The organism is Archangium lipolyticum, assembly GCF_024623785.1.
Classification (GTDB): Bacteria; Myxococcota; Myxococcia; order Myxococcales; family Myxococcaceae; genus Archangium; species Archangium lipolyticum.
In genome coordinates this window covers 1-24981 of the sequence record NZ_JANKBZ010000031.1, presented here as the reverse complement: position 1 = coordinate 24981, position 24981 = coordinate 1, and the positions used below count along the sequence as shown (strand labels likewise).

Annotated in this window: 17 protein-coding genes and 1 pseudogene; 13 read left to right on the top strand and 5 right to left on the bottom strand. The window is 64.3% G+C overall.

Features of this window, described 5'->3' with window-relative positions; genetic code table 11:
- From murD to NR810_RS41080, 9 genes are all read left to right on the top strand, one after another.
- Nucleotides 1-1377, top strand: a complete 1377-nt coding sequence (murD, locus tag NR810_RS41120; protein WP_257460667.1) for a UDP-N-acetylmuramoyl-L-alanine--D-glutamate ligase — start codon at nucleotides 1-3, stop codon at nucleotides 1375-1377.
- A gap of 4 nt (nucleotides 1378-1381) precedes the next feature.
- Nucleotides 1382-2554, top strand: a complete 1173-nt coding sequence (gene ftsW, locus NR810_RS41115) for a putative lipid II flippase FtsW (protein WP_257460666.1) — start codon at nucleotides 1382-1384, stop codon at nucleotides 2552-2554.
- Nucleotides 2551-3771 carry an undecaprenyldiphospho-muramoylpentapeptide beta-N-acetylglucosaminyltransferase gene (murG, locus tag NR810_RS41110; protein WP_257460665.1) on the top strand — a complete coding sequence of 407 codons (1221 nt, stop codon included), beginning with the start codon at nucleotides 2551-2553 and terminating at the stop codon, nucleotides 3769-3771. The genes ftsW and murG overlap by 4 nt, the downstream gene beginning before the upstream one ends.
- A 15-nt stretch (nucleotides 3772-3786) precedes the next feature.
- Nucleotides 3787-5217, top strand: a complete 1431-nt coding sequence (gene murC, locus NR810_RS41105; RefSeq protein WP_257460664.1) for a UDP-N-acetylmuramate--L-alanine ligase — start codon at nucleotides 3787-3789, stop codon at nucleotides 5215-5217.
- A gap of 3 nt (nucleotides 5218-5220) precedes the next feature.
- A complete protein-coding gene (murB, locus tag NR810_RS41100; protein ID WP_257460663.1) occupies nucleotides 5221-6153 on the top strand; it encodes a UDP-N-acetylmuramate dehydrogenase in 933 nt (310 codons plus the stop codon).
- On the top strand, nucleotides 6150-7094 hold the full coding sequence (locus NR810_RS41095; protein ID WP_257460661.1) for a D-alanine--D-alanine ligase: 945 nt from the start codon (nucleotides 6150-6152) through the stop codon (nucleotides 7092-7094). Before murB ends, NR810_RS41095 begins: the two co-directional genes overlap by 4 nt.
- 126 nt (nucleotides 7095-7220) lie before the next feature.
- Entirely contained in the window at nucleotides 7221-8075 is an 855-nt protein-coding gene (locus NR810_RS41090) for a cell division protein FtsQ/DivIB (protein WP_257460659.1), read from the top strand.
- A 45-nt stretch (nucleotides 8076-8120) separates the two neighbouring features.
- On the top strand, nucleotides 8121-9353 hold the full coding sequence (gene ftsA / locus NR810_RS41085; protein ID WP_204226192.1) for a cell division protein FtsA: 1233 nt from the start codon (nucleotides 8121-8123) through the stop codon (nucleotides 9351-9353).
- Nucleotides 9354-9870: 517 nt separating this feature from the next.
- Nucleotides 9871-15849: an ATP-binding protein gene (locus NR810_RS41080; protein WP_257460656.1), complete on the top strand. Its 5979-nt coding sequence runs from the start codon at nucleotides 9871-9873 to the stop codon at nucleotides 15847-15849.
- 15 nt (nucleotides 15850-15864) lie between these two features.
- On the opposite strand, the gene NR810_RS41075 is transcribed toward NR810_RS41080, so the two are convergent.
- Both NR810_RS41075 and NR810_RS41070 read right to left on the bottom strand, forming a co-directional pair.
- Nucleotides 15865-16836, bottom strand: a complete 972-nt coding sequence (locus NR810_RS41075; protein ID WP_257460655.1) for a DUF2381 family protein — start codon at nucleotides 16834-16836, stop codon at nucleotides 15865-15867.
- Nucleotides 16837-16944: 108 nt separating this feature from the next.
- Nucleotides 16945-18714, bottom strand: a complete 1770-nt coding sequence (locus NR810_RS41070; RefSeq protein ID WP_257460653.1) for a serine/threonine protein kinase — start codon at nucleotides 18712-18714, stop codon at nucleotides 16945-16947.
- Nucleotides 18715-19106: 392 nt separating this feature from the next.
- Between NR810_RS41070 and NR810_RS41065 the strand changes: the two genes are divergently transcribed.
- Together NR810_RS41065 and NR810_RS41060 are read left to right on the top strand one after the other, a co-directional pair.
- Nucleotides 19107-19493 (top strand): hypothetical protein, encoded by a 387-nt coding sequence (locus tag NR810_RS41065; RefSeq protein ID WP_257460651.1) that lies wholly within the window; start codon nucleotides 19107-19109, stop codon nucleotides 19491-19493.
- On the top strand, nucleotides 19490-19960 hold the full coding sequence (locus NR810_RS41060; protein WP_257460648.1) for an NUDIX hydrolase: 471 nt from the start codon (nucleotides 19490-19492) through the stop codon (nucleotides 19958-19960). The genes NR810_RS41065 and NR810_RS41060 overlap by 4 nt, the downstream gene beginning before the upstream one ends.
- A gap of 183 nt (nucleotides 19961-20143) precedes the next feature.
- Here the strand turns inward: NR810_RS41060 and NR810_RS41055 are convergent, their stop codons facing one another.
- From NR810_RS41055 to sitA5, 3 genes are all read right to left on the bottom strand, one after another.
- On the bottom strand, nucleotides 20144-21172 hold the full coding sequence (locus NR810_RS41055; protein ID WP_257460646.1) for an Rpn family recombination-promoting nuclease/putative transposase: 1029 nt from the start codon (nucleotides 21170-21172) through the stop codon (nucleotides 20144-20146).
- 110 nt (nucleotides 21173-21282) lie between these two features.
- On the bottom strand, nucleotides 21283-21906 hold the full coding sequence (locus tag NR810_RS41050; protein WP_257460644.1) for a hypothetical protein: 624 nt from the start codon (nucleotides 21904-21906) through the stop codon (nucleotides 21283-21285).
- An 11-nt stretch (nucleotides 21907-21917) separates the two neighbouring features.
- Nucleotides 21918-23588 carry a SitA5 family polymorphic toxin gene (gene sitA5 / locus NR810_RS41045; protein ID WP_257460642.1) on the bottom strand — a complete coding sequence of 557 codons (1671 nt, stop codon included), beginning with the start codon at nucleotides 23586-23588 and terminating at the stop codon, nucleotides 21918-21920.
- Between the two features lie 249 nt (nucleotides 23589-23837).
- On the opposite strand from sitA5, the pseudogene NR810_RS41040 reads away from it, so the two are divergent.
- Both NR810_RS41040 and NR810_RS41035 read left to right on the top strand, forming a co-directional pair.
- Nucleotides 23838-23984 (top strand): annotated as a pseudogene (locus NR810_RS41040) (NUDIX hydrolase); the annotation flags it as partial.
- A 256-nt stretch (nucleotides 23985-24240) separates the two neighbouring features.
- Nucleotides 24241-24648 carry a hypothetical protein gene (locus NR810_RS41035; RefSeq protein ID WP_257460641.1) on the top strand — a complete coding sequence of 136 codons (408 nt, stop codon included), beginning with the start codon at nucleotides 24241-24243 and terminating at the stop codon, nucleotides 24646-24648.
- Nucleotides 24649-24981: the final 333 nt, after the last annotated feature.

Genomic DNA, 24981 nt, shown 5'->3' with positions numbered 1-24981 from the left:
ATGACGCCCGACCTGAAGGACCGCGATGTCGTGGTGTATGGGCTCGCCAAGAGCGGGCTGGCCGCCATCCGCCTCTTGCAGGCGAAGGGCGCGCGGGTGACGGCGCTGGACGCGCGCACCGAGGAGGCCCTGGGCGACACGGCGCGCGAGCTGAAGGCGCGCGGCGTGACGCTCGTCACCGGCCCCACGCCGCCGGGGCTGCTGGAGTCCAAGCAGCTCGTGGTGGTGAGCCCGGGAGTGCCGCTGGCGCTGCCCGACCTCCAGAAGGCGCGCGCCGCGGGCGTGCCCATCTGGGGCGAGGTGGAGCTGGCCTGGCGCTACCTCTCGCACGTGCCGCTCATCGGCATCACCGGCACCAACGGCAAGAGCACCACCACGGCGCTCACCGGCGAGCTCTTCCAGAAGGGCGGGCGGCGCACCTTCGTGGGTGGCAACCTCGGGCGGCCGTTCGCCGAGGCGGCCCTCACCCCCGGAGACTGGGACGCGCTGGTGGTGGAGCTCTCCAGCTTCCAGCTCGAGGGCATCGACACGCTGCGGCCCCGGGGCTCCACCATCCTCAACCTCACGCCGGACCACATCGACCGGTACGAGAGCCACGCGGCCTACGGCGCGGCCAAGGCCCGCATCTTCCGCAACCAGGCGCAGGGCGACTTCGTGGTGGTGAACGCGGAGGACGCGGACGTGATGCGGCTGGCCGAGGCCGCGAAGGTGCCCGTCTACGGCTTCAGCCTCTCGGGGCGTCCCGTGGCCGCGAGCCCCACGCTGGCCGGCCAGGCGGTGGCGAGGCCCGGCGGCTTCCGCTTCGAGGGAGTGGGGGAGAAGGGCGAGTCCTTCACCCTCACCAACCGCGCGCTGCGCGGGGGCCACAACGCGCAGAACGCCATGGCGGCGGCGCTGCTGGCGCGGCTGGCGGGCGTGCCCCACGAGGCGGTGCAGGCGGGCCTCGACAGCTACCCCGGCCTGCCGCACCGGCTGGAGAGCGTGCGCGTGCTGGATGGCGTGGAGTGGGTGAACGACTCCAAGGCCACCAACGTGGACTCGGTGCTGGTGGCCCTGCGCGCCTTCGAAAAGGACGTGCTCCTCATCGCCGGGGGCAAGGGCAAGGGCGCTCCCTACAAGCCCATGGTCGACGAGGGCCGCGGCAAGGTGAAGGGCGTCCTCACCATCGGCCAGGACGCCGACACCCTCGCCCAGGCCTACGAGGGGACGGCCCCGGTGTACGCCTGCGGGACGCTCGCGGAAGCTGTACGGCGGGCGAGAGCCCTGGCAAGATCCGGTGATACTGTACTTTTGTCGCCTGCATGTGCCTCGTACGATCAGTTCCAGAACTTCGAGCACCGGGGCGACACGTTCAAACGCCTCGTCGGGGAGCTCTGAATCCATGAAGGCCATCGCTCCCTCCTCCACCGCCCCGGTGCGGTTCGATGCGCTGTTGCTGTGCGCGGTCCTGTCGCTCGTCTCGCTCGGCCTGGTGATGGTGTACTCGGCCAGCGCCGTCATGGCGCAGGACAAGCTGGGTGACAGCCTCTACTTCCTCAACCGGCAGCTGATGGCGGCGGGGATGGGCGTGGTGGCGATGGCGGTGGGGATGAAGGTGGGCTGGCGCCGGCTGGCGCGGTTCGCGTACCCGCTGCTGCTGGTGACGCTGGTGCTGATGGTGGCGGTGCTGATTCCGGGCATCGGCACCACGGCGGGCGGCGCGCGGCGGTGGATCCGCCTGCCGGGCTTCGGCCTCCAGCCGGCCGAGGTGGCCAAGGTCGCCTGGGTCGTCTACCTGTCCTACTCGCTGGCCAAGAAGCGCGAGAAGGTGGCCAGCTTCTCCGTGGGCTTCCTCCCGCACCTGCTGCTGTGCGGCCTGCTGGTGGGCCTTTGTATGTTGCAGCCGGACTTCGGCAGCTCGGTGCTGCTGGTGTTCCTGCTCTTCGCGCTGCTGTTCGCCGCGGGCACGAAGCTGAGCTACCTGGTGGGCTCGGTGTTGCTGGCGCTGCCGCTGGCGTACGCCGCCATCGCCAGCAGCCCCTACCGCATGAAGCGCGTGCTGGCCTTCCTGGACCCCTGGGCCCACCGGCACGACATCGGCTACCAGGTGGCCGAGTCCCTCATGTCCATCGGCTCGGGCGGCCTCACGGGGCTGGGCCTGGGAGATGGGCGCCAGAAGCTCTTCTTCCTCCCCGAGGCGCACACGGACTTCATCTTCGCCATCATCGGCGAGGAGCTGGGCCTCATCGGGGTGGTGCTGCTGGTGTCGCTCTACGCCATCGTCATCTGGCGGGGCATCCGCGCGAGCCTCGCCGCGCCGGAGACATTCGGCACGTACCTGGGTCTGGGGCTCACCTCCATCATCGCGTTCCAGGCCACGGTGAACATGTGCGTGGCGATGGGGCTGTTGCCAACTAAAGGACTGACGCTCCCCTTCGTGTCCTACGGAGGCACCTCCTTGGTGGTGCTCATGGGTTCGGCCGGTGTATTGCTCTCGCTGAGTGCCAGCGCGGAACCCGCCGCTGGGAACCGGACCTTGCGCTCCGGCGGTGACATGAGGGAGGTGGCGGCGTGAAGGTGCTCATCGCGGGAGGCGGTACGGGTGGTCATCTCTACCCCGGCATCGCCCTGGCCGAAGAGGTGGTGACGCGCCACCATGCCAACCAGGTGGTGTTCGTGGGCACCGAGCGCGGCCTGGAGGCGCGGGTGGTTCCCCGCGAGGGCTACCCGCTGGAGACCATCCGGGCGCAGGGCCTCAAGGGCAAGGGCTTCGTGGGGCTCATCAAGGGCCTGCTCGCGCTGCCCATGGCCTTCATCGAGTCCTTCCGCATCCTCCAGCGCCAGAAGCCGGACGTGGTGGTGGGCGTGGGCGGCTACGCCAGCGGGCCGGTGGTGCTCGCGGCGGCCATCCTCGGCATCCCCACCGCGGTGCAGGAGCAGAACGCGCTGCCGGGGCTCACCAACAAGGTGCTCGGCAGGTTCGTGCGCGTCGTCTTCACCGCCTTCGAGGAGGCGGGCGCCTTCTTCCCCTCGCGCAAGGTGCAGCTCGTGGGCAACCCCATCCGCCGCAAGCTGATGGAGAACTTCCTGCGCTCGCGCGTGGCGCACGAGAAGTTCTCCCTGCTCGTCTTCGGCGGGAGCCTCGGGGCGCGCGGCATCAACCAGCGGATGATCGACGCGCTGGACCACCTTCAGGACATCAAGGACCAGCTCCACATCATCCACCAGACGGGGAAGAACGACCTCGAGACGGTGCGCAAGGGCTACGCGGACAAGGGCTTCGAGGCCCAGGCCCAGGTGGTGGAGTTCATCGAGGACATGTCCAGCGCGTACGCCAAGGCGGAGCTCGTCGTCTGCCGGGCGGGCGCCACCACGCTGTCCGAGCTGACGGTGGCCAAGAAGGCCAGCATCCTCATTCCCTTCCCCTTCGCCACGGACAACCACCAGGAAGTGAATGCCCAGTCGCTGGTGAAGGCCGGCGCGGCGCTCATGTTCCGCGAGTCGGAGCTGACGGGGGAGAAGCTGGCCGCGGAGATCCGCCGCCTCAAGGAAGACCCGGAGAAGCGCCGCCAGATGGAGAAGAAGGCCGGCCTGCTGGGGCGTCCCGAGGCCTCCAAGGAGCTGGCGGACGTGCTCGTGGACCTGATGGTGAAGACGTACGGCCCGTCCGGCCGTGCCGAGGCCCGCGGCGAGGACCCGAACCCGAAGAAGCCCTCCAAGAAGCCCGAGGGTGGCGACAAGCCTCCGAGCGGCGGCGAAAAGCCGGCGGGTGGCAACGAGAAGCAGGCCTGAGGAGACAATACACCCGTGACGACCCAACGCCCCGCTCGGCCCGCGAGCCTCTTCAAGACGCGTCATGCCGCGCACGTCCACTTCGTGGGCATCGGCGGCATCGGCATGAGCGGCATCGCCGAGGTGCTGCTCAACCAGGGCTACCGGGTGTCCGGCTCGGACCTGAAGGCCAGTGAGATCACCCGCCGCCTGGAGCGCCTGGGCGCCACCATCTTCGAGGGCCACCGGGCGGAGAACCTCGTCCACGCGGACGTGGTGGTCATCTCCTCGGCGGTGCGCAAGGACAACCCCGAGGTCGTCACCGCGCGCCAGCGGAAGATTCCCGTCATCCCCCGGGCGGAGATGCTCGCGGAGCTGATGCGGCTCAAGTACGCCGTCGCCGTCGCGGGCAGCCACGGCAAGACGACGACCACCTCCATGGTGGCCACCGTGCTGTCCGCCGCGGGGTTGGATCCCACGGCCGTGGTGGGCGGCAAGGTGAACGTGCTCGACTCCAACGCGAAGCTGGGCAAGAGCGAGCTGATGGTGGTGGAGGCCGACGAGAGCGACGGCAGCTTCCTGCACCTGCACCCGTCCATCTCCGTGGTCACCAACATCGACCCGGAGCACATGGACCACTACGGCACGCTGGACAAGCTGAAGGACGCCTTCACGGCCTTCTGCAACCGCGTGCCCTTCTACGGCCTCAACGTGCTGTGCCTGGACAACCCCAACGTCCAGTCGCTGCTGCCGCACATCGAGAAGCGCTTCGTCACCTACGGCAGCTCGCACATGGCGGACTACCGGCTGGAGGGCGTGCGGCTGGAGGGCTTCACCACCCGCTTCGAGGCCTTCCGGCGCGACGAGCCGCTCGGTGAGTTCCGCGTGCGCATGGTGGGCGCGCACAACGCCCTCAACGCCCTGGCCGTCATCGCCGTGGCCGAGGAGATGGACATTCCGCTGGACGTGGTGCGCAGCTCGCTGGCCGAGTTCGGCGGCGTGCAGCGGCGCTTCACCGTGCGCGGCGAGGTGGCCGGTATCACCGTGGTGGACGACTACGGGCACCACCCCACGGAGGTGCAGGCCACGCTCGCGGGTGCCCGGCGGGCCTTCGGCAAGCGGCTGGTGGTGGCCTTCCAGCCCCACCGCTACACGCGCACGCATGACCTGATGAAGGAGTTCGCCACCTCCTTCAACGACGCGGACGTCGTCTTCGTCACCAGCGTCTACGCCGCGGGCGAGGAGCGCATCCCCGGGGCCACGGGCGACGCGCTGGCCGAGGCCGTCCGCGCCCACGGCCACCGTGACGTCACCTTCGTGGAGAAGCGCACCGACATCGCGAAGACGCTGCTGCCCCGGCTGCACGAGGGCGACATCGTCCTCACCCTGGGCGCCGGCGACATCACCCAGGTGGGTCCGGAGCTCGTCGAGCTCCTCAAGCAACGCGGCGTGGCGAAGGGCGACTAGGGCATGGTGTCGTTCCTCTCATCGTCCCTGTCCGAGCGGGTGGGGCGCCTGACCGGCTGTGACGTGACGGCGAACGCGCCGCTCGCGCCCCTCACGAGCGTGCGCGTGGGAGGCCCCGCCGAGGCGCTCGTCCGTCCGCGCTCCGCGGATGCGCTGGTGGCCCTGCTGCGCTTCGTGCGCGAGGAGGGCGTGCCCCTCACCGTGCTCGGCGGGGGCGCCAACACCCTGGTGGGCGACGGGGGGATTCCAGGCGTCACCGTGAAGCTGCCGGGGGACCTGTTCCCCGAGCAGGCCGACGTGGGCGCGGAGGAGGGGAGACTCATCCTCGGCGCGGGCGCGGCCATCGTCCGGCTGTGCAACCAGATGCGCTCGCACGGGCTGGTGGGCGCCGAGTTCCTCGCGGGCATCCCCGGCACGCTCGGGGGCGCGGTCACCATGAACGCGGGCACCAAGAATGGCGAGTGCTTCCGCGTGGTGGAGGCGGTGGAGGTGGCCACCGCGGACGGGATCGGCTGGCTCTCCAAGGAGCGGATTCCCCACCGCTACCGTCACTCGGAATTGCCCCCGGGCGCCGTGGTGACGCGGGTGCGCTTCCTGCTGCGCAAGGGCGACCTCGAGGCCTCCAAGAAGGTCATGGACGAGGACCTCGCCTACCGCAAGCGCTCGCAGCCCCTGAGCCAGCCGAACTTCGGCAGCGTCTTCACCAATCCGCCGGGCGACTTCGCCGGGCGGCTCATCGAGAGCGTGGGCCTCAAGGGCCACGTCATCGGCCGCGCGCAGGTGTCCACCCTGCACGCCAACTGGATCGTCAACCTGGGCGGGGCCACCGCCCACGACGTGCTCTCCCTCCTCACCCTCATGCAGTCCCGGGTGCGCGAGGAGCGGGGCGTCGAGCTCCAACCCGAAGTCAAGCGTGTAGGGGTCTTCCAGCCATGAGCGGCTTCACCCAGGACGAGCTGAAGCGGAAGAAGGTGGGAGTATTGCTCGGGGGCATGTCTTCCGAGCGCGAGGTGTCCCTGCGCACCGGCGCCGCCGTGGCCAAGGCCCTGCGGGGGCTCGGCTACGACGTGGTGGAGATCGACGTGGGCAAGGACCTGCCCGCGCGCCTGGCGGCGGAGAAGGTGGAGGTGGCCTTCATCGCCCTGCACGGCCGCTACGGCGAGGACGGCTCCGTCCAGGGTCTGCTCGAGTGCATGTTCATCCCCTACACGGGCAGCGGTGTGCTGGCCTCGTCGCTGGGCATGGACAAGGTCTTCGCCAAGCAGGTCTTCGTGGCCCACGGCATCCCCACGCCGCCCTACCGCGCCTTCAAGACCGCGGAGGAGGCCCGGGCCGCCGTGGACTCGCTGCCCTTCGGCCTCCCGGCCGTCGTCAAGCCCTCGCGCGAGGGCAGCAGCGTGGGCGTCCACATCTGCAAGACGCGCGAGGAGTACCTCGCCGCCGTGGAGGACGCCTCCAAGCTGGCCGGTACGATTCTGGTGGAGCAGTACATCAAGGGCCGCGAGGTGCAGGGCGGCGTCCTGGACGACGAGGCCCTGGGCGTCATCGAGGTGGTGGCCGCGCGGGAGTTCTACGACTACGAGGCCAAGTACAAGTCTGGTGGAACGACGAAGTACCTCTTCCCCGCCCCCCTGCCGCCGGATCAGTATGAGCGCGTGAACCAGGTCTGCCTTGCCGCCCATCAAGCACTCGGGTGCAGTGGAGGCTCCCGCTCGGACGTCATCCTGACGCCGTCGGGCGAGGTCTTCCTGCTGGAGATCAACACGCTGCCGGGAATGACCGAGACCAGCCTGCTGCCGAAGATCGCCGCGGGCCGGGGCATCGACTTCCCCGCCCTCTGCGAGCGGCTGCTGCAAGGGGCCAGTCTCAAGGCCTGAGAAGGACCGTCTACCGTCCGAAGTGGGAGACCCGGTCCCTTGTGGATCCGGGAGCTACAGCCACGTGTCTGTAGCGAAAAACTGGCGAGGAGATCCAACCGCGCGCAGCATGCGCCGACGCACACCATGGCTTTCGGTAAGTCCAAGAACCGTCGTCGTCAGGATGCCGCCCAGCAGAAGGAGGCGGTGAAGGGGGCCGTGCGCACGCATGGACCCGGCCTGCTCAAGGCCATCCTACTGACGGGTCTGACAGTGGCCCTGGTGTGGGGCGGAATCGAGCTGCGGCGCTGGGCGCTCACCTCGCCGACCTTCCTGTTGAAGGAGACGACCTTCAGCGGGCTGCAGCGGGCCAGGCCGGCCGAGCTGCTCAAGCTGTCGGGGCTGACGGTGGGGCAGAACCTGTGGACGCTGGACGTGGGGGCGCTGGAGCGCACCATGTCCACGCACCCCTGGGTGCGCACGGTGGAGGTGCGGCGCCACTTCCCCTCGAGTGTGTCGGTGGAGGTGACCGAGCACGTGCCGGCGGCGCTGGCGGTGCTGGGAGACCTGTATCTGGTGAACGAGGAGGGCGAGCCCTTCAAGCGGCTGCAGCCCGGGGACTCGCTGGACCTGCCGCTGGTGACGGGAGTGGACCGCGAGGGGTACCTGGGGGACGAGGGGCGCACGCGCGAGCAGTTCCGCCGGGCGCTGGCGGTGGCGGACGCCTACGCGGCGACGCAGCCGCCCAAGCGCGAGCGGCTGAGCGAGGTGCGGGTGTCGCCCGAGGGGATGGTGCTGGTGACGGCGGACGGGTTGGAGGTGCGGATGGGGGAGGGGGAGACGGACGCCAAGCTGGAGCGGCTGGCGCGGGTGCGCGGGGAGCTGCGTGCTCGCGGGCTGTCGGCGCAGGTCATCCACCTGGACAACCGGGCGCGGCCCGGCTGGGTGGCGGTGAAGCTTTCGAGCCCCGTGTCCGAGAGGAGCGGGGCCTCGGCGCAGTAAGGTACGCGCCCCTTTCACGAGAGTGGGGGGCCTGGGAGGGTTGTCATGGCGAAGCAGAAGTCCGGGGAGATCATCGTCGGCCTCGACATCGGCACGACGAAGATCTGCGCCATCGTCGGGGAGCTGACCGACAATGGGATCGACATCATCGGCATCGGGACGCATCCCTCGAAGGGCCTGCGCAAGGGCGTGGTGGTCAACATCGAGGCGACGGTGTCCTCCATCCGCCGGGCGGTGGAGGAGGCCGAGCTGATGGCCGGGGCGGAGATCTCCCACGTGTACACGGGCATCGCCGGTGGACACATCAAGGGCTTCAACTCGCAGGGCATCGTCGCGGTGAAGGACAAGGAGGTCCGCGAGGCGGACATCGCGCGCGTCATCGACGCGGCGAAGGCGGTGGCGATTCCGCTGGACCGCGAGGTGATTCACGTCCTGCCGCAGGAGTTCATCATCGACGACCAGGGCGGCATCAAGGAGCCGCTGGGGATGGCGGGGGTGCGCCTGGAGGCGAAGGTGCACATCGTGACGGGGGCGGTGTCGAGCGCGCAGAACATCGTGAAGTGCGCGAACCGCACGGGCCTGAACGTGGCGGACATCGTGCTGCAGCCGCTGGCGTCGGCCGAGGCGGTGCTGGGAGAGGACGAGAAGGAGCTGGGCGTGTGCCTGGTGGACATCGGCGGAGGCACGACGGACATCGCCATCTTCTCGGGCGGGTCGATCGTGCACACGGCGGTGATCGCGCTGGGCGGCAACAACCTGACGAGCGACATCGCGATTGGCCTGCGCACCCCGGCGCACGAGGCCGAGCGCATCAAGCAGAAGTTCGGCTGCGCGCTGGCGTCGATGGTGAACAAGGACGAGACCATCGAGGTGCCGAGCGTGGGCGGCCGTCAGCCGCGGGTGCTCGGGCGGCAGATTCTGTGTGAGATTCTGGAGCCGCGGGTGGAGGAGATCTTCCAGCTGGTGCACCGGGAGATCCAGAAGTGCGGCTACGAGGACCTGCTGGCCTCGGGGGTGGTGATTACCGGTGGCTCGACGCTGCTGGCGGGGATGCCGGAGCTGGCCGAGGAAGTGATTGGGCTGCCGGTGCGCCGGGGCATGCCGAGGGGCATTGGGGGGCTGGTGGACGTGGTGAAGAGCCCCATGTACGCGACGGGCGTGGGCCTGGTGGTCTACGGGGCGAAGCACCTGGACCGGCGGATGTTCCGCATCCGCGAGGAGAACGTCTACAAGAAGGTCAAGGGCCGCATGCGCGAGTGGCTCGAGGAGATCTTCTAGGCAGTTCCGTCAGTCTTGCAGTACCCACCGGGGCCGCTCTCCTCCCAGCGGCCCCGGTTTTTTTGTGGTTCCCAACGTCCTCGGTCTAGTCCATCACCAGGACCAAATACGCGTCAACTTTGAGGTCGATGACGTCGAATGGTTCGCCACGAACCCGTGTCGGCTTGTTGAGGATGTCACACCCACCGGTCCACTCGTACCGAACTAGGCCCTCCAATAAGGATGCCCAGGAGTGATGCCTCGTTGATATGTGGACGAGCCGGGCGAGGTTGAGGTGCAACTCTCCTTCGAGAATCTCCGCAACCATTTCCTCCGAGCAGCTTGCAATGCTGCCTCCATGCATAGGGAGTTTTGCTCGGTGTATTTAGATTCCGGAGGGTAACGGGTACCCAGGAGAGGAGATTCCTGTGTTTAGAGCAATAACAAAATATTCTACTACTTTCTTGCGTGCTGTTATGCTTCCTCTATGGCCCGAGGAGATCTTGCTGCAGCACACCGTGGCTACGCATACCAGGACTTGATTACCGCTTATTTGTTGGCGGTTGGCCTCGTAGAGCGCGTGGAGAGTTTCACGGTTGATCGCAAGGAGTTTGAAGGCGACAAGTTTGATGATCTCACTATACAGACTGCCTCATCTGTAGTCCGGAGGCAGGTGAAGTGGAGCCAGGAAGGTGCGCGTGAACTGACTCTGTCCCACTTTGTGGATTCAAACAGTAGCCTTCGAATTGATTACCTTGTTCGCAGCTACACTCAAGCTGCAGTTGGAGCGAACGAATATCGGCTATCAACAGTTTGGTCTCTTCCTTCTGACTTAGAACTCCTAAACGTACTTGAGCCATCCACTGCACAGCCCACGCTTCCTCGCAGTGACGCAAGGCTGTTTCAACTGCGTGCTTCAGAACTCTGGCCAGAGGGGGCAGACCCACGCTGGCATCTGCTTGCAAATGTTGCTCGAGACGAGTTCCTTGCCTTTGCTGAGCGGTTTGTAATCGAGCTAGAACTCCCACAGTCGTCTAGCGATCTTTCGGCACCGGGACCACTTGAACTGCAACTGCTGGATTTTCTCGTAAGTCGAGTAGGCATTGGCTCATATCCCAATCATCATCGTCTTCCGGCAGATGTTGCTGCTCAACTTATTGTGCTCGCTACCTCTGCGCGTAATCGGCGCAGAACATTCACCCCAGCCGAGGTGATCTACGAAATTGGACTCCGAGTAGATGATGGCAGGATTTCGCAGCAGTTTCCGATTAAATCGGATTATCAAGTAGACCGTAAAAAATTTAAAGTAGCGCTACGCACTGTACTTGAAGGCGGAAGAATAATCCTACTTGTCGGTCTTCCTGGCGCTGGCAAATCCTGGGAACTCACCGCATTTGGAGACGAGTTGCGCAAAGATGGATACCTTGTCGCTCGTCATTATTGCTATTTGGAGCCTGGTGATCCGCTTGTTGAGCAACGGGTAACTATTAACGTTCTTGTTGGGAACCTCCTTGGAGAACTGCTAGCGCAGGCTCCGCTATTGCGCGAGGAAAAGGGGCGCGCCTTTGCATCGACTCCGGATGAGCTCGTTCGCGTGCTACGGGCTGCCTCTCAACAAGACCCAAATCGTCCTGTTGTATTGATAGTAGACGGACTAGACCACATATCTCGCGTCCGGACTGAGGCAAGACATCTCACTCTCGGAGAGACCGCAATCGTCGAGGAACTCTCGTCATGGGTGCTCCCCGAGAATGTATGCCTCATTATTGGCTCGCAACCTGGGAAGCACCTTGAGCCTCTTGCTAGCGACGCAGTGAAATTTGATTTGCCAAACTGGTCGCTCGAAGAGATCTGGAATTTGGCTGAACGATATGGATTGTTACAACTCCTAGAGCAGGTTCGCATCGAGCCATCATCTTTAGTCAAAACCATAGCAGAGCGTTCAGAGGGAAGCCCTCTATATGCGACATTCCTTATGCGAGAGCTTCTCGCACGGGTGAGAACTGGAGAACTCCTAGATCCTCAACAGTGGTGTGTCTCTGTTATTCCGCTGCAGGGGGACATTAACCATTATTATGGATATTTGTATCAGCATGCCGAAAGAATAGCGCAATCTGTGGCTGATATCTTGGGAGTTATCGATTTCGCAGTTACCGAATCGGAACTCAGAGAAATTATCCCACCGCTCAATCGACCGCGGTTGGGGGCGGCCCTCTCCTCCATCCGGCCTGTTCTGCAGGAGATAGCAGGCCAAGGCGGCTTCCGTGTGTTTCACGAGAGCTTTCGACGGTTCATTGTGGAACGGTTTCGCGAAGCCGATCTAACCTTGGCAGACGCACTGGATCCAGTAATACAGTGGCTAAATCGTAGAGGATTTTTTAACGACGCCAAGGCATACCGGTATCTTCTTCCCGCGCTCTGGCGAGCAGATAGAGCAGAGGAGTTGTTGGCGAAGGTAGGAACAGACTTTATTGCAATGAGTGTTGCGGCTGGCCATGCTCATGCGGCTGTAGAGCGAAATCTTGCCATCGCTCTTGAGGTGGCTGCTCGTGCTCAGCGCTGGCCAGAGTTGGTTCGCTGTACGGAGCTACATCGTGCGCTTCGATACTGCTTCGAAGATCATCTTTTCAATCGGTGGCTTTATTGGCGAACCCTCATTGAAATCGCGGGAGCAGAAGCCCTAGCTCAGCGACTGGTTTTTGAAGGTCGGCCTACATTTCCGAAGCTACTCGGACTTGTCATTTGCTCGTGGATAGATGATTTGGGCCAAGTGCCTCCATGGGAGGAGTACCTCGGGCTTCCCGAGGTACCGGTGGAACTTGAACCTCCCGAGTTGGGTACCGTTCTTATTGCCAAGCTGCATGGCACCCTCCGGATAAAGGGTAAGCAATCCGGGCGAGAATGGCTAGTTCGTGTGCTCAAAAACCCTGAAATTCCGTTAGTAGCTATCCGATTTTTAATTAGGAAGTATGGGCAGATTGAGGGTGCGGGGGCCGTGATTGCTCTTGATGCAGACGAATTTTCGCTGCACTGTCGAGCACTGATTTTTATTGAAGCAGCCCGCCTGCTAAAGGAAGAAGGTAGTCTAGCACAGGCGAAAATTGCAGCTGATAGGGTGCTCCAATTTTCGCCCAGATTGCCAATACAATTCGAAGCGATCGAATTCGGGGTTTCGGTCGCGGGACTTCCGGGAGCAACTGCCTCGCTTCATAGTCTTAATGTTGGCCTCAATGGAGAACGCCACTTCATCGACGAGACTGCGATACAAGATTGGATCGCTCTTTGTGGTATTGTCGCATCCATTGATCCGGCCCAATTGGATGCTTATAGGCCATTGCTCAATGGTCCCGGGTGGTACCGTGGTTGGTTGAGATACGTCCTTGGAATCATTTATGCTGAGCGTATAGCTCAAGCGGAGCTTAGAGCAACGACAGTGCGAAATGCATTCGCCGAATTGATTGGCGACATGCGTCCGTTTGTTGGAGCCCCTCGGTTAATCGATCTGACCCAACATCGGCTGTTGATTCGCTCCACGCTAGAGCGTGGGCTCCGACTGCTCACGAGCGAGAGTGACTGGGGCGAGGTCCTAGACATTCTTGAGAAATTACTAACCGGTACTTCTATTCGTCTGCGAGGATACCCTGCTGGCCCTGTGTTGCCAGAAGACCTCGGCGAAATCTTGCTTCCCTACGCTGCGCGCTTAGATGTGCGAGAGAAGATTCAGAGAGTAGTGGTTACCCAGGTTTCTGGTGCTGAGAGTCGTAGAGAATTTTTTTCTAACCAGGGTGATGTTGAATTGATGCTTGCGCGAGTGCTTGCTGCTGCCGACCAGCGGGATAATGCACGGATACACTGGGAGAAAGCGGCCCGATACTTTGCTGCATATGGATATAGACGGGACCACGCAATTTACGAGATTATTCGTGGACTTCCGGATGCTCCCGCATCCAGGTCCTGGCGTCTTGATGCTATTGAGCGTCTTCAATCTCTCGCCAACTCGGTGCTCGAACACACCGACGGCAAGGACACTCGCTACGCTCTGAATGCGTGGTTTGATGCATTGCTCAAAGCAGATCCGGCAGCCGCACTCTCGCTGCTGGCTCAGAGCATGAGTTTGAATGCGGGTGTGGTGGATTGGCGTTTGGAGGATGCTCTAACTTCTTCTTTAGCGCAGCTTGCTGGGCTGGCAGATCCTATTCTCCTCACGGCACTCCAAGAGGCTGTGCGGTTCGAGTTCGAGACGGAAAGCGAAGTCCTTCCCTTGATTCAGGAGCGAATGGTTGTTCTTGATAGACTGCTTGCTCAAGAACCAAGATTCGGAAGAGAGGCGCTTCGCAGGTTCTTCGCGCAGGTCGAGGGTGACCCTAAATATTTTCACCCCAATGCATTTGAGTGGTTGCGTCAAATTGCCCAAGAGCGAGGAATGTCAGTTCCTTATGTGTCCGAACCAGTTGGCAACCCAGTCAGAACTGAGCAAGCGCTTGGCAGGGTTAGGTGGACTGCGCTTGTTGATGACCTTAAGGAGAAAAATGCTTTTCCTGTGGATTGCTCGCCAATGCGGTTTGTTGCGCGGGCGCGTGAACTCCTGTCTGAGAGTTGGCAGGGACTATCAGTTGATGAGCGTGATCATGTTGTGAACGCAATTGGCTACCGGTTTCTGGAAATGCTCCAGGCCGGGCAGTCTGAGGAAGTTAAGAGGCTCCTGTCTCTCCTTGCTCAGGCGGTTCCGAACGTCAGTATTGATGGCGTTTTGCCACTCATGGAAATTGCTGAAGGACTTCGTCGCGCAGGATTTGCCTGTGAAGCTTCAGTTGCACTGTCGCTAGCCTATGCTCGCTCTCCCAGTAAGAGTGTGTTCGTGGTCTTGGGGGATGTAGACAGTGCGAAATGGTTCAAAGAGGCGGTTGTCCTAGATCGCCATCATGCTCTTGAAGCCCTAGCGTTGGAAATTGTTCGGCTGGTGTGTGATTCGGGTTATACTACGGGCATTGCGAGGAATGTAATGCGCCGCTTCGATGACATTGGAGAGAATGAGCTGGCGCAATTTTGTTGGGAGGCGGCATTTGAGGTGATTCAATATAGGCTTCCGAGTAAGTCGAGCAAGAATGGGGTGTTCATTCCATTTAGCGTTGCTGGCACGCCAAAATGGTCGGTAGAAGAAGGGCTGGTGGCGATTCTGCTTGCACGCATTCAACATCCAGTTCTTGATGTGAAACGGAGGGCGCTGTTCGGATTTGCCGGTATCATTCAAAATCGACCGCAAGTAGTCCCCAATCCGCTTCAACGCTTTCTTGCGCGAGACTCCACTTCTACATCAGCGCGGATGGTTCTCCACGCGCTTTGTTTCTCGGAGCAATCCCCTTTCATTATTACTCAGGCTATTCGCTCTGTGCTCGAGAGCTACGCTCAAAGTGAGCTTTGGGGTGATAGAGTTCTCGCGCGAAAGCTTCTGGCGCGTATTGATGTGCATCCAGCCGATACCGCCCCGGAAATCTGGATGCCGGTGCTGGCTGCGACGTCCGCCCAGCGAAGTGTTGCTGAACAGCTCGACTGGGGAGAACGGCTAAATGCTCTCAATGATTTGATGCCATGTTTTGTGGATTTGATTGCAGCAGGATACGGGGGACCGTTCAAAGAGGGAACGATGCATGCTGGACGAGAGCTAGATCGTTTCGAACTCGCTCAACATCCCGCTGACAGGGATATGCCACTCGCCCCGGTTCTGCATTGGTCGACAGAGATGTTCGAAACCTACTTGCAAGAAGCTTTGAACCAAGTTCAGGCGTACCTTCGGCTGCAAGGACGGGTGTCCGAAGTTCAGTTCGAAAGTTGGTTGCCCAGGCTTCTTCCTCGTCTTCGGATACAAGTAGGGTTGGATGCGAGCCGTTCACTCCGTCCGATTCTGCCTCTGCCCTCCGTGGTTATGGATGGCGCAGGAGAACCGCCTATCCTGCCTGCCGAAGATGAGTTTGCGGGTTGGTGTCGAATTGGGTACGTCGAAACTGAGATAATAAAGTCGAGACAGGATGTTTGGAGCGCACCTGCCGGCAGATTCATCGTAATGGCCGGGGCAGTGCTCGTTGCCAGTATCGATGATGTGAGCCAAGGGATTCCGTGGGGGCATTGCTTGGATCCAGAGCAGTGGTTCGAAACAGCTCAGGCCCCAGTTGACTCAATCAACCTTCAAGGAGTCTACGGGCCACTGGTGGCAGCATGTCTTTGGAGGGACGTGCTAGGACCCTGTTGGATGCTTGTCCCCCCCCAACGGATTGCAGCACGATATGGGCTTAAGCCTGGTAATTGGCCGGGGCCGTTAACATGGGTGGATCATGCAGGGCAGTTGATGCTAGCCGTGCGCTCGTGGCATTTAAGACCTATTGGCGGCGCTACAGCAGCGGGTGGAGTGCCGACTCTAGCTGGGTGCGAACTCTTGATGCATCCGAGGCTTCTTGAGGAGATTTCTCGTGAGTCTGGGCGCACTGTCAGTTTTCAAATCAGGGTCGAGCGGCTCTCTTGAGCAAATAGGGATGTGTTAGTGGCGGATTCCATGATTGGAATAGTCTTGCGGGAACGTCACGCCATCGAAGAGTTCGCCCGCGGCACTACCTTCCTGGCTCCAAAGTTTCAGGGTGAAGGTGCCGTGCGCCTCGTTCTCCTTCGCCTCCACTTCCACCACGATTCGGCCTTTCTCAACCGGAGCAATGGGCTCTTTCGGCCACACGCCGAGCACATTCAGTTCCACGTGCTTGGGCCCCAATAGCACCGCACCGGCGGGCTTCCAGGGTGTCTCACCGTTGTTCCTCAGCATCAGTTCCATGGCCAGCCGCACTACCTTCTGCCCTCCCTCCTGGCGCTCGGTGTTGGAGCGGTAGCTGCTCGCCCTGGTTGGAGTCAGTGTATTGCCCGGACGCGCGGTGACATCGAAGTCGAGCATCTTGAAAGCAACACCCGTCTTGCCCAGTCCCTTGGCGATGAGGCCCGTGAGCCCTGCCTGTTCGGCGCACTCCGCCTGGATGCGTGCCTTTTCCTCCCGGCATTGCCGGGCCTCCGCTTGCGCCTGCTGCTCGCCCTCCCGGTAGGAGGTGAGCGTGCGCGGCTGGCGCGTCACTTCCACCTGTCCCTCGGCCTGGGTGGGGTGCACCCACAGTTCGAAAGTGGCACTCGCGGGGGCCGCGCCGTCCTGGAACCAGGCCGTCACCGGCACGCGCTCCCCATCCTCCAGCGCCTCCGTGGGAACGAGCGTGAGGGCCGTCTCTCCTTGCAGCACCACCCGGAACCGTTCCCGCACGGCCAGTTCCACGCGTGCCAACTTCGAGTCGAAGAGCAGGTTGGTGGACAGTCCCGGGTGGATGCACACCGTGTGTCGTTTGTCGGCGGCGTCCGCGGTGAGCTCGACGTGGCGCACGCCCGTCTCACAAGTGGGAAGCGGGGACTGAACGGCGGCATCGGCGGGCGTGGCCAACAGGACCACTCCCACGAGGGCGGTGGAAGACAGGGCGAACACGGAGCGGGGACTCCCAGACAATGTGGAGGAGACTGGAAACGTGGTCCTCTACCACACCTCCTACCCGGTAGTGTATGGCGGCTCCCAGCGCCGTGTCGCTGGCTGTCCCTAGTCGAAGTGGTCCACCACTCGCACCTGCGCGACGGGTCCGACCAGCATGTTCCCCGGCTCGCTGCCGGGCTGAATGGGGGTGCCGGGCTCGTAGTAGTACAGGTCCATGCAGACCCGATACGTCTCCCCGCTGGGCGTGCGTGCCTCGGTGAAGCGGCCGTACACCTTCTTCTCGCCGAAGTAGAGCCGCCCGTGGAGCCGGGTGTTGTTCGGCAGCGCGAGCTGGCGGGTGGAAGCCCTCCAGTTGCCAGCGATGATGACAGGGGTGTCTTCGCGCACGGGAACGGGCCTGCCCCGCACGTCGGACCACTCGACCTCCGTTCTTTCTCCAATGCGCAGGCCCAGCGTCTCGGTCATGGTCTTCACGGCGCCCGCCGGGCACTCCTGGGGTGGAGGCTCCGAGCGTACGGGCGGCACCTGCTGCTGCGCGCTGAGGCAGGCCTGAAGGGCGGCTCCCGTCAGGCCCAGACACACGTTGCGCGCGGCGGCCTCCGCGCGCTTGGGCTGCACTTCCCGCTGGGGGCCGGTCGTCTTCTGCTGCTTCTTCACGGCGGCTGTGTCCTTTCCGCTCGCCGCGGGCGAGGCGGCGGCCGCGAGGGGAGGCTCCACCGGCGGCGGAGTCGCGGCCCGAGCAGACTCCGGCGGCGGCTCCGGGGGCGCCACTTCCTGGCCAGCGTTGGCCTCCCGCGTTGGCGGCTTGGCGGGCGACGTGACGGGTGAGGAGACGGTGGCCACGTCGCGCCCGCCACACCACTGCCCCGCGAGCCACCCGCCGCCCAGCACCAGCCCCACCCCCATGCCCGCCCAGGCCGTCGCACCTCGCCCTCGCGCCCACCTCTTGCCGGCCACTTTTGCTCTGCCGTGCAGTGGCACCTTCCAGGACTCGTCCGGCCAGGCCCTCAGCGCCTCCAATGCCGCGCACAGCTCCACCGCGCCCGGGTAGCGGTCCTCGGGCTTCTTCTCCAGCAGCCGCAGACACACCGCTTCCACCGCCAGGGGGACGCGCGGGTTGACGAGGTGCGGCGGCAGCGGCGCCTGGTGCAACACGGCCTCCACGTCCACCCCTCCGCGCTCGCCCAGCAGGAAGGGGTCTCTGCCCGTCAGCAGCCGGTAGAAGACGACTCCCAGCGCGTACAGGTCATCTCCCACCCCGGCCCGGTAGTGCGCCCCCTGCACGTCCTGGTTCTCCCGGCCGAAGCGCCACGCCTCGGGGCTGCGGTAGCGGGGCGTGCCCGGGGGAAACAGTCCCTCGGTGAGGGTGGGCGCCCCCTCGTAGTAGCCCACCCCGAAGTCCACCAGCACCGCCTGCCCGTCACTCTTGCGCACCAGGATGTTGGCCTCCTTCACGTCCCGGTGCACCACCCTGGCCTCGTGCACCACCGCCAGGGCCCGTGACACCTCCAGCACCCTGTCCACCACCTGGTGGGTGTCCACGGCGTGCTCGCGCGCCCAGACGTCCAGCCTCACTCCGTCCACCAACTCCTGCTTCACGAAGACGAAGCGGGGGTCCTTGTCGGGCCAGCTGCCCGCGCCCAGCACCCGCGCCAGGTTGGGGTGGTTCAGGCTCACGCGCGAGCCGATGAGGGCCTCGCGCCAGGCTCTATCCTCACCGTTCTCCACCGGCACCATCTTGAGGGCGGAGCGGTGTCCTTGGGGGCCACGTACCTGGTACACGATGCCGAAGCCGCCCGAGCCCAGCACGGCTTCCACCACGTCACCCGCGATGAGCGTGCCGGGCGGCAGTGGCGGCATGTCGAGCGCATTCATGGCGCCCTCGCGCCACAGGTCTCTGGAACAGGGGAATTCAGATGTGAGGTCATGGGCCTACCTCCCAGGACCTCAACTTAGCAGGTTCTGCGCCCGGAGCGCCTCTCTTGATGCGGCTCCCTCGCCAGTGCACTTCCCCGGTTCAACACGCTCTAAAGTTGGCCGGAATACGCATAAAGGGCATGGCAATGGGTCCTGGGGCATCCCGGCGGGCGGCACGTTGTTGTTTCCGGCAACCGATGGCGGGCTGTGCCCGGGAGAGCCTTCTCTACGGTGGGCCTGGGTGGACCATGTGCACTGACCTGCTACGGGCCCTGCGGGCGGGCCTGCTGCTCGTCGTGGCCCTGCTTTCCGTCGGCTGTGCGTCGCTGACGCCACCGTCCGGCTAGGGGATGAACCTGCGCTACACGCCGCATGAGGCTTCGGGGCCTTCGTTGGTCGAAGGGCCGAGCGATGAGTCTCCTCCGCTCGCCTCTACCCACCGTCGCCGGGGCTCGCGGGAGGCTGTGTCGGCGGCGGGCCCTGGCGGCGTTATGGATATCGACCAGTTCTGCGTCAAGCTCGAGCAGGCACACCACCAGGCAATACACGGAGGTGGGAACTGGAAGCTGGGGCGCGTATGGCCCGGTGAATGGAACCGGATGAGCATGAAGGCGCTGCGCGACGCCGAGGTTGAAGCTGGACGGATGTTGACGCGCAACGAGGTCTTGGACATCGTCGCTGAGAGCATGAAGGAGTACAGGATCTCGATGAACTTCATTCGCTGGAGAGGGCGATGAGCGACGGAGATGCCTGGGAAGGCAACTGGCGGGTCCGCCTGTACGAGCGGGTCCGCGAGCGGGGTTACTCCTCGCTCACCGCCTTCGCCGAGGCGCGCCCCACCGCCTCGCTGGTGGCTCTGGCCGATGAGCTTGGCGAGGACGATGTCGCCGGAGTGCAGGTGTTGAGCGGGTTGCTCGCCGAGGCGGAGCAGCGGAAGCAGGTCACGCGCTTCGTGCGCGATGTGCTCGTGCGCATGTTGTCCCAGAGTCTTCCGGATGGCTGGCCGGCTGTCCTGGATGACGCCAACCGGTTCAAGGTTGCCAAGGCAATCGGTCGCTGGTCCGCCTATACACCAGAGACGCATCAGAAGCGCGTCGAGCGAGCCAGGGCAGCGCTCCGTGCTTCACCGCCTCCGCCTGGCTGGCGGCCGATCGGCCCCGACGACGAGCTCCTGCTTACGATCCTGCCCGACGAGGAGGCGTGAGCTTCGCCAGCACCTCGCGCGAGAAGAGGTCCATGACAACAGCCAGGTACAACCAGCAAGCGAGGAGGAGCCACCCTCCTGGTCTCCCTCTGCCGAATACGAAGGGCACCCCGAGGAGGGCCCCGAGGTTCGACACCGCGTTGACGGTGGGACGAGCCGGGTGAGGGCCGAGGTGCAGCTCACTTACTGAGCCAGGTCATCCAGGACGTCGGAGAGGGTGGAGGCGCGCAGGGCCCGATCGAACCAGAGGTCGAGGGTGTCCAGGTCCGAGCAGGTGAGAATGCGCCGGCGGGCCTCGTCGTCGACGTGCACGCCGCGCGCGGCGAGAATCCGGACAACATCCTCGGCTCGTCCCTCGGCTCGTCCCTCGGCTCGTCCCCGTGCCAGCCCCTGCTGGCGGCCCTGCTCGCGGCCCTGCTCGATGAGCTCCTCGCCATAACTGCGCATCAGTTCCTCCGCGCGTTGCGTACCCAAGACCGAATGTAGCACCTGCCCCGTGGCGCCACGTACCGTCCTGTCTCCAACCAGGAGCAGATAGCGCACGACCATGAGCAATTCCTCCTGCCCGTTGGGGCTGGCCTGCACCTGGGCGAAGAGCGCCGTCCAGTCCGGCAATCTCCGGGCCAGCTCCTCGGTGCGTCCGTAGCGCAGCACGAGCAGGGCCAGCCGGGCCAGGGGCGGGCCAGGACGCGCCATCAAGGCCTCGGCTCGCTCGGTCGTCAGATCATCGAGCAGGTATTCGAAGCGCGGCACCAGCGAGCGCCACTGCTCCCGCTGTGTCGCGTCCTCTGGCAGGTCGAAGAGGTCCTCCACCCGGCGCGGCGCCGTCCAGGCTCCCTCTGGCCCGTGGTACATGACGAGCGGAAGGATGAGGGGAAGCAGCGTGCTGTCCGGATGCTCCTGGCGCCAGCGTTCCACCTGGCGCACCACGTAGCGCAGCATTCTCAGAGCCATCCACCTGTCCACCGACGATTGGTGCTCGAGCAGCACATAGAGGAGCAGCGGTTGACCGGTGCGAAGGCGGGCCGAGAAGAGCAGGTCGCTCTCGGTCTCCCGCAGCTCCGGGTCCACCACGCTGCCGGGCTCTCGCCGCAGGGACGTCCAGTCCACTTCGGAGACGACATGCGGGGGCAGGACGGCCCGCAGTTCGGCCGCGGCCCGCTCGGGATGGCCGAAAGTATAGCGGGCGAAGAGGTCATGGGGTCCGGACATGGGGAGGGACCCCAAGCACGTGGCGAGCCAATCCACCCGCTGGTCCGGCGCGCCCTTCGGGAGGGCTCGCGAATCAATCAAGGAACCGCCGGGCCCAACCCATGGCTACGTCAGTAGACGATGCAGTCGAACTGCTCGACGACCGCTCTGAATGCTTCCTCGGTGGTCTCGCGTCGTTTGGCGAGGGTCGGAGCGTAGAGCGTTACTGCCGTTGTGCAGGGAGGATCCCTGTACTGACCCTCCACGACAATGGGGCGAAAACCTCCCGGCCACTGGACGCTGTTGAGCTCGCGGGCTCGCCTGATGGGGTCCAGGAGGGTGAAGCAGGGCCACTTGGGAAAGCGAATGGTGGAAGGGTCCGACCCCATGATGCGGCAGCCATCCAGGCGGGCCTCGCTGAAGTCGCAGTCCTCGATGGCCCCGTGCTCCCAACCCGTGCCGTAGTCGGGCCAGTGCCCGAAGTCGCACCCGGTCAGCCGCCCCTTGAAGCGGCACCCCTTTAGAGAGGCCTTCACCCATTGTTGGTGGTTTTTCAGCTCCTGCTTCACCTCGAAAGTGCAGTCGATGAAACGGGAGCCGGTCAGAAACAGGTTCCTACCCGAGACCTTGACGACGACCGTGCAGTTGCGGAGCGTCAGCCCGGAGCCGAGGAAGTAGAGCGAGCCTTTGTCGGTCAGCTCCAGTCGTTCGTTCTCGATTTCCTGACCCTGGTAGAAGACCTTGTTGTAGAGCATGCGCCGCCCGCTCAGAAGGTGAGCATCCGGAAGAACTCGCCCGCCATGCGCCTGCCATGACGGGCTAGATTCGAGTCCGTCCCGGAGAGAATCTCGTACTTGTAGCCTCCGGGGACTTCTACATCGATCCCTTTGTTCCGGCTGAAGTTGTAGAGATGTTGGAACTGTTCTCGCACCTCGTTTTCCACGTAGCGCCCCCGGGCCTCGCGTTCCAGCAGTCTCGCCAGCCAGTATTCGCCCTTCTTCAGGGCTTCGTCGATGGCCTCTCGCTCGTTGCGCGAGAGCCTGTCGGGCCCCCACTTCTTGGCGGCTTTGGTGACGGCCTCCTGGAGCATGTCGCCAATCTTGTCCTCGGCGGGAATATCCGCAGCCGACTTGCCGCGTGGCAGGTGCCAGCGCTGCCCGTCGCTGAGCTCCACCTGCCGGTTGCCGCCTCGGTGACGAATCACGGTTTCGGCGGAGCGGCCCCCTGGGGCTTGTCCCGCCCCATGGCCCGTCCCCTTCTTGAGCATCACCAGGGCCATGGGGCCTTGCGGTGAGGTAGCTACCGTTTCCGCCGCCGCCACGGCCTTGGCCAGGGCACCCTCCGTCGCGAGCGCAGCCTCCGTGAGCTCCAGGCGCCCCATGACTGCTGCGCCGCCCTGGGCCTCGAACTGCGCTCCCGCGAGGTTGAAGCCCGGCAGTGACTTCACCCGCGCCACCACCTGCCCCAGCGTGTGCCCGCTGAGAGCGGCTACGGCGAGGAGCATGGCCCGCGCCGCGTCCTCGCCCAGTACCTTGCCGAACGCCTCGCCCGCCGCGCGCAACTCGTCGAAGGTGGTGGCCTCGTGGGCCGCATGGGCCATGCGGGCCCAGCCGTCCATGAGGCCGTACACCGTCTGGAGGCCCAGGTAGCCCACGATGAGGAGGGTCAGGCTGGCGGCCAGGGCCTTGGTCGTCGGCTCGGGCACCACCCACATCATGCAGTAGAGGGCGACCGTCCAGACGACCATGGAGACGAGCGCCTGCACGCTGAGCAACTCCCGGCCCAGGGCGGCACGTGTCTCGTCGAGCACGGTGCCGAAGGCCAGTGCCAGGGCGAACGTGCGCCGGTCATCCGCGCGGAGGTAGGGCCCGTCGTCCAGCAGGCCCAGGCAGTCGCCTCCGCCCCGCGGCTCGCACCAGCGGAGATACCTTTGCTTGAGGGTTTCATCCGCCTCGGGGGTGAGGAACACCGGACCCTGCTGGCGCTCGGGCACCAGGGTGTAGCCCCGGCCCCGGTACGTCTCCAGGTTCCAGTCCCCCGTGCTCGCCACCGTCTCTACCTCCTGCGGCGGCTGGCGCGAGAGGCGCAGCAGCTCGAGCGCGGCTTCACGTGGACGGAGGTGCCCCAGCCGCACGTCCTGGGCGAGCCATTGGAAGGCCCGCTGGAATTCGGGCCTGGGGATGGGCACCGGCCGGGTGGCGACGGCACCGGGCTCCAGGAAGTCCACCTCGTATGCGGTGGCCGATTCCAGGCCGGGCTCCACCCTCCGCTCCTTGGGCGTTGGTGGGGGCGTGAGCGAGTTGTCGCGGTAGGCCACGAAGCTGCGTGGGGTGCCTGTGGCACATGCGAACTGGAAGAGGATGAGGAGGGCCCAGGCGCCAAGGCAGGGGCCCAGTCGTTCGCGGGTAGGGCGCGCGCCGGGAAGACGGTTGGACACGGCGCACCTCCGGAAGCGACGCATCCCGAAAGCTGTCGCCCCGGAATTACACGGAGCGGCGGGTGGCTCGTCAAGCCGCCAGGTCGGTCACGGACGGGAAGACGCAGCGGGTAGGTTGCCAGGGGGGCAGTGGCCCCGCGCGGGGCGACGCTGCCTCACGGGCCGGATGGCCGTGTCTGTCACCCTGGTTCAACACGCTGAGCGGATGGAATACAGGATCTCGATGAACTTCATCCGCTGGAGAGGGCGATGAGCGACGGAGATGCCTGGGAAGGCAACTGGCGGGTCCGCCTGTACGAGCGGGTCCGCGAGCGGGGTTGCTCTTCGCTCACCGCCTTCGCCGAGGCGCGCCCCACCGCCTCGCTGGTGGCTCTGGCCGATGAGCTTGGCGAGGATGGAACGTGTCGCGGACGAGGGTAGGGGCGTGGGGAAGGTGTTACGCTCCCATGGTGCCTGGGGAACGACGAGCCGGAGAGCCCCTCAGCACCATCCAGATTTCCGATAACTCCGTTCACTTCGCGGTAAAGATCAAGGATCGTGTTTACGATGCCATGACCGGACCCACGGGGTTGGCCGTGACTGAATACCTGGAGCGCCAGAAGTCTCCCGGGCAGCTCTCGATGCAAGTGGTGCGCGAGCTGCGATGAGCCCTGTGAAGCTCAATGCCGGAAGCCTGTTCGAGCACATGCGCCACATCTGTATGCGCCCGAGGATGTTTGCCCCGGACTTCACGCTCGAGCATCTCTCTCTCTACATCATGGGCTACGATGATGCCCTTGGGGATTCAGGGCGGAAGGGCCAGCACGAGTATTTCCGGGAATGGATCTACAAGCGGCACCCGACGTGGCGGTCTCTACCCACCTGGTGGGGCCAGCAAGTCTACGAAGCCAACGCGTGCGACCTGGAGCGCACGCTGGACGCCATCATCCGTCTGCTGGATGAGTTCCTGGCAACGGAAGGTGCCGGGTTCGTCCGCTCTCCCACCCGGGAGACCTCGTACGACATCATCATCCAGAAGCCCAGACGGCGTCCGAAGCGGAGTCCGCGGTCCAAACGGTGATGTGCTGACGATTGTGTTCCGGAGACCCCGGGGGGAGTGCTCCCCCGGGGTCTTCGTCTACTGAGCCTGCCCCGGTTTTGTGGCGCTCCCGCGCCTGATGTGGTTCAGCGGCGACGAGGAGGCATGCCTCCTTCATGCGGTCAGCCGCATGAGCCCAGACTCCACACGAACCGCGGGAGCACCACGTAACCGGGGCAAGCCCAAGGGTAACCGTTCACCGCCCAGGCTCGGTTGATGAGGAGGCAGAGGGGAGGTGACCGGAGAAGTGGTGCTGGACAAGGGGACGGCAGACGTGGTGTAGCAGAAGCATGGCCGAGGTGGACCCCCGAGACG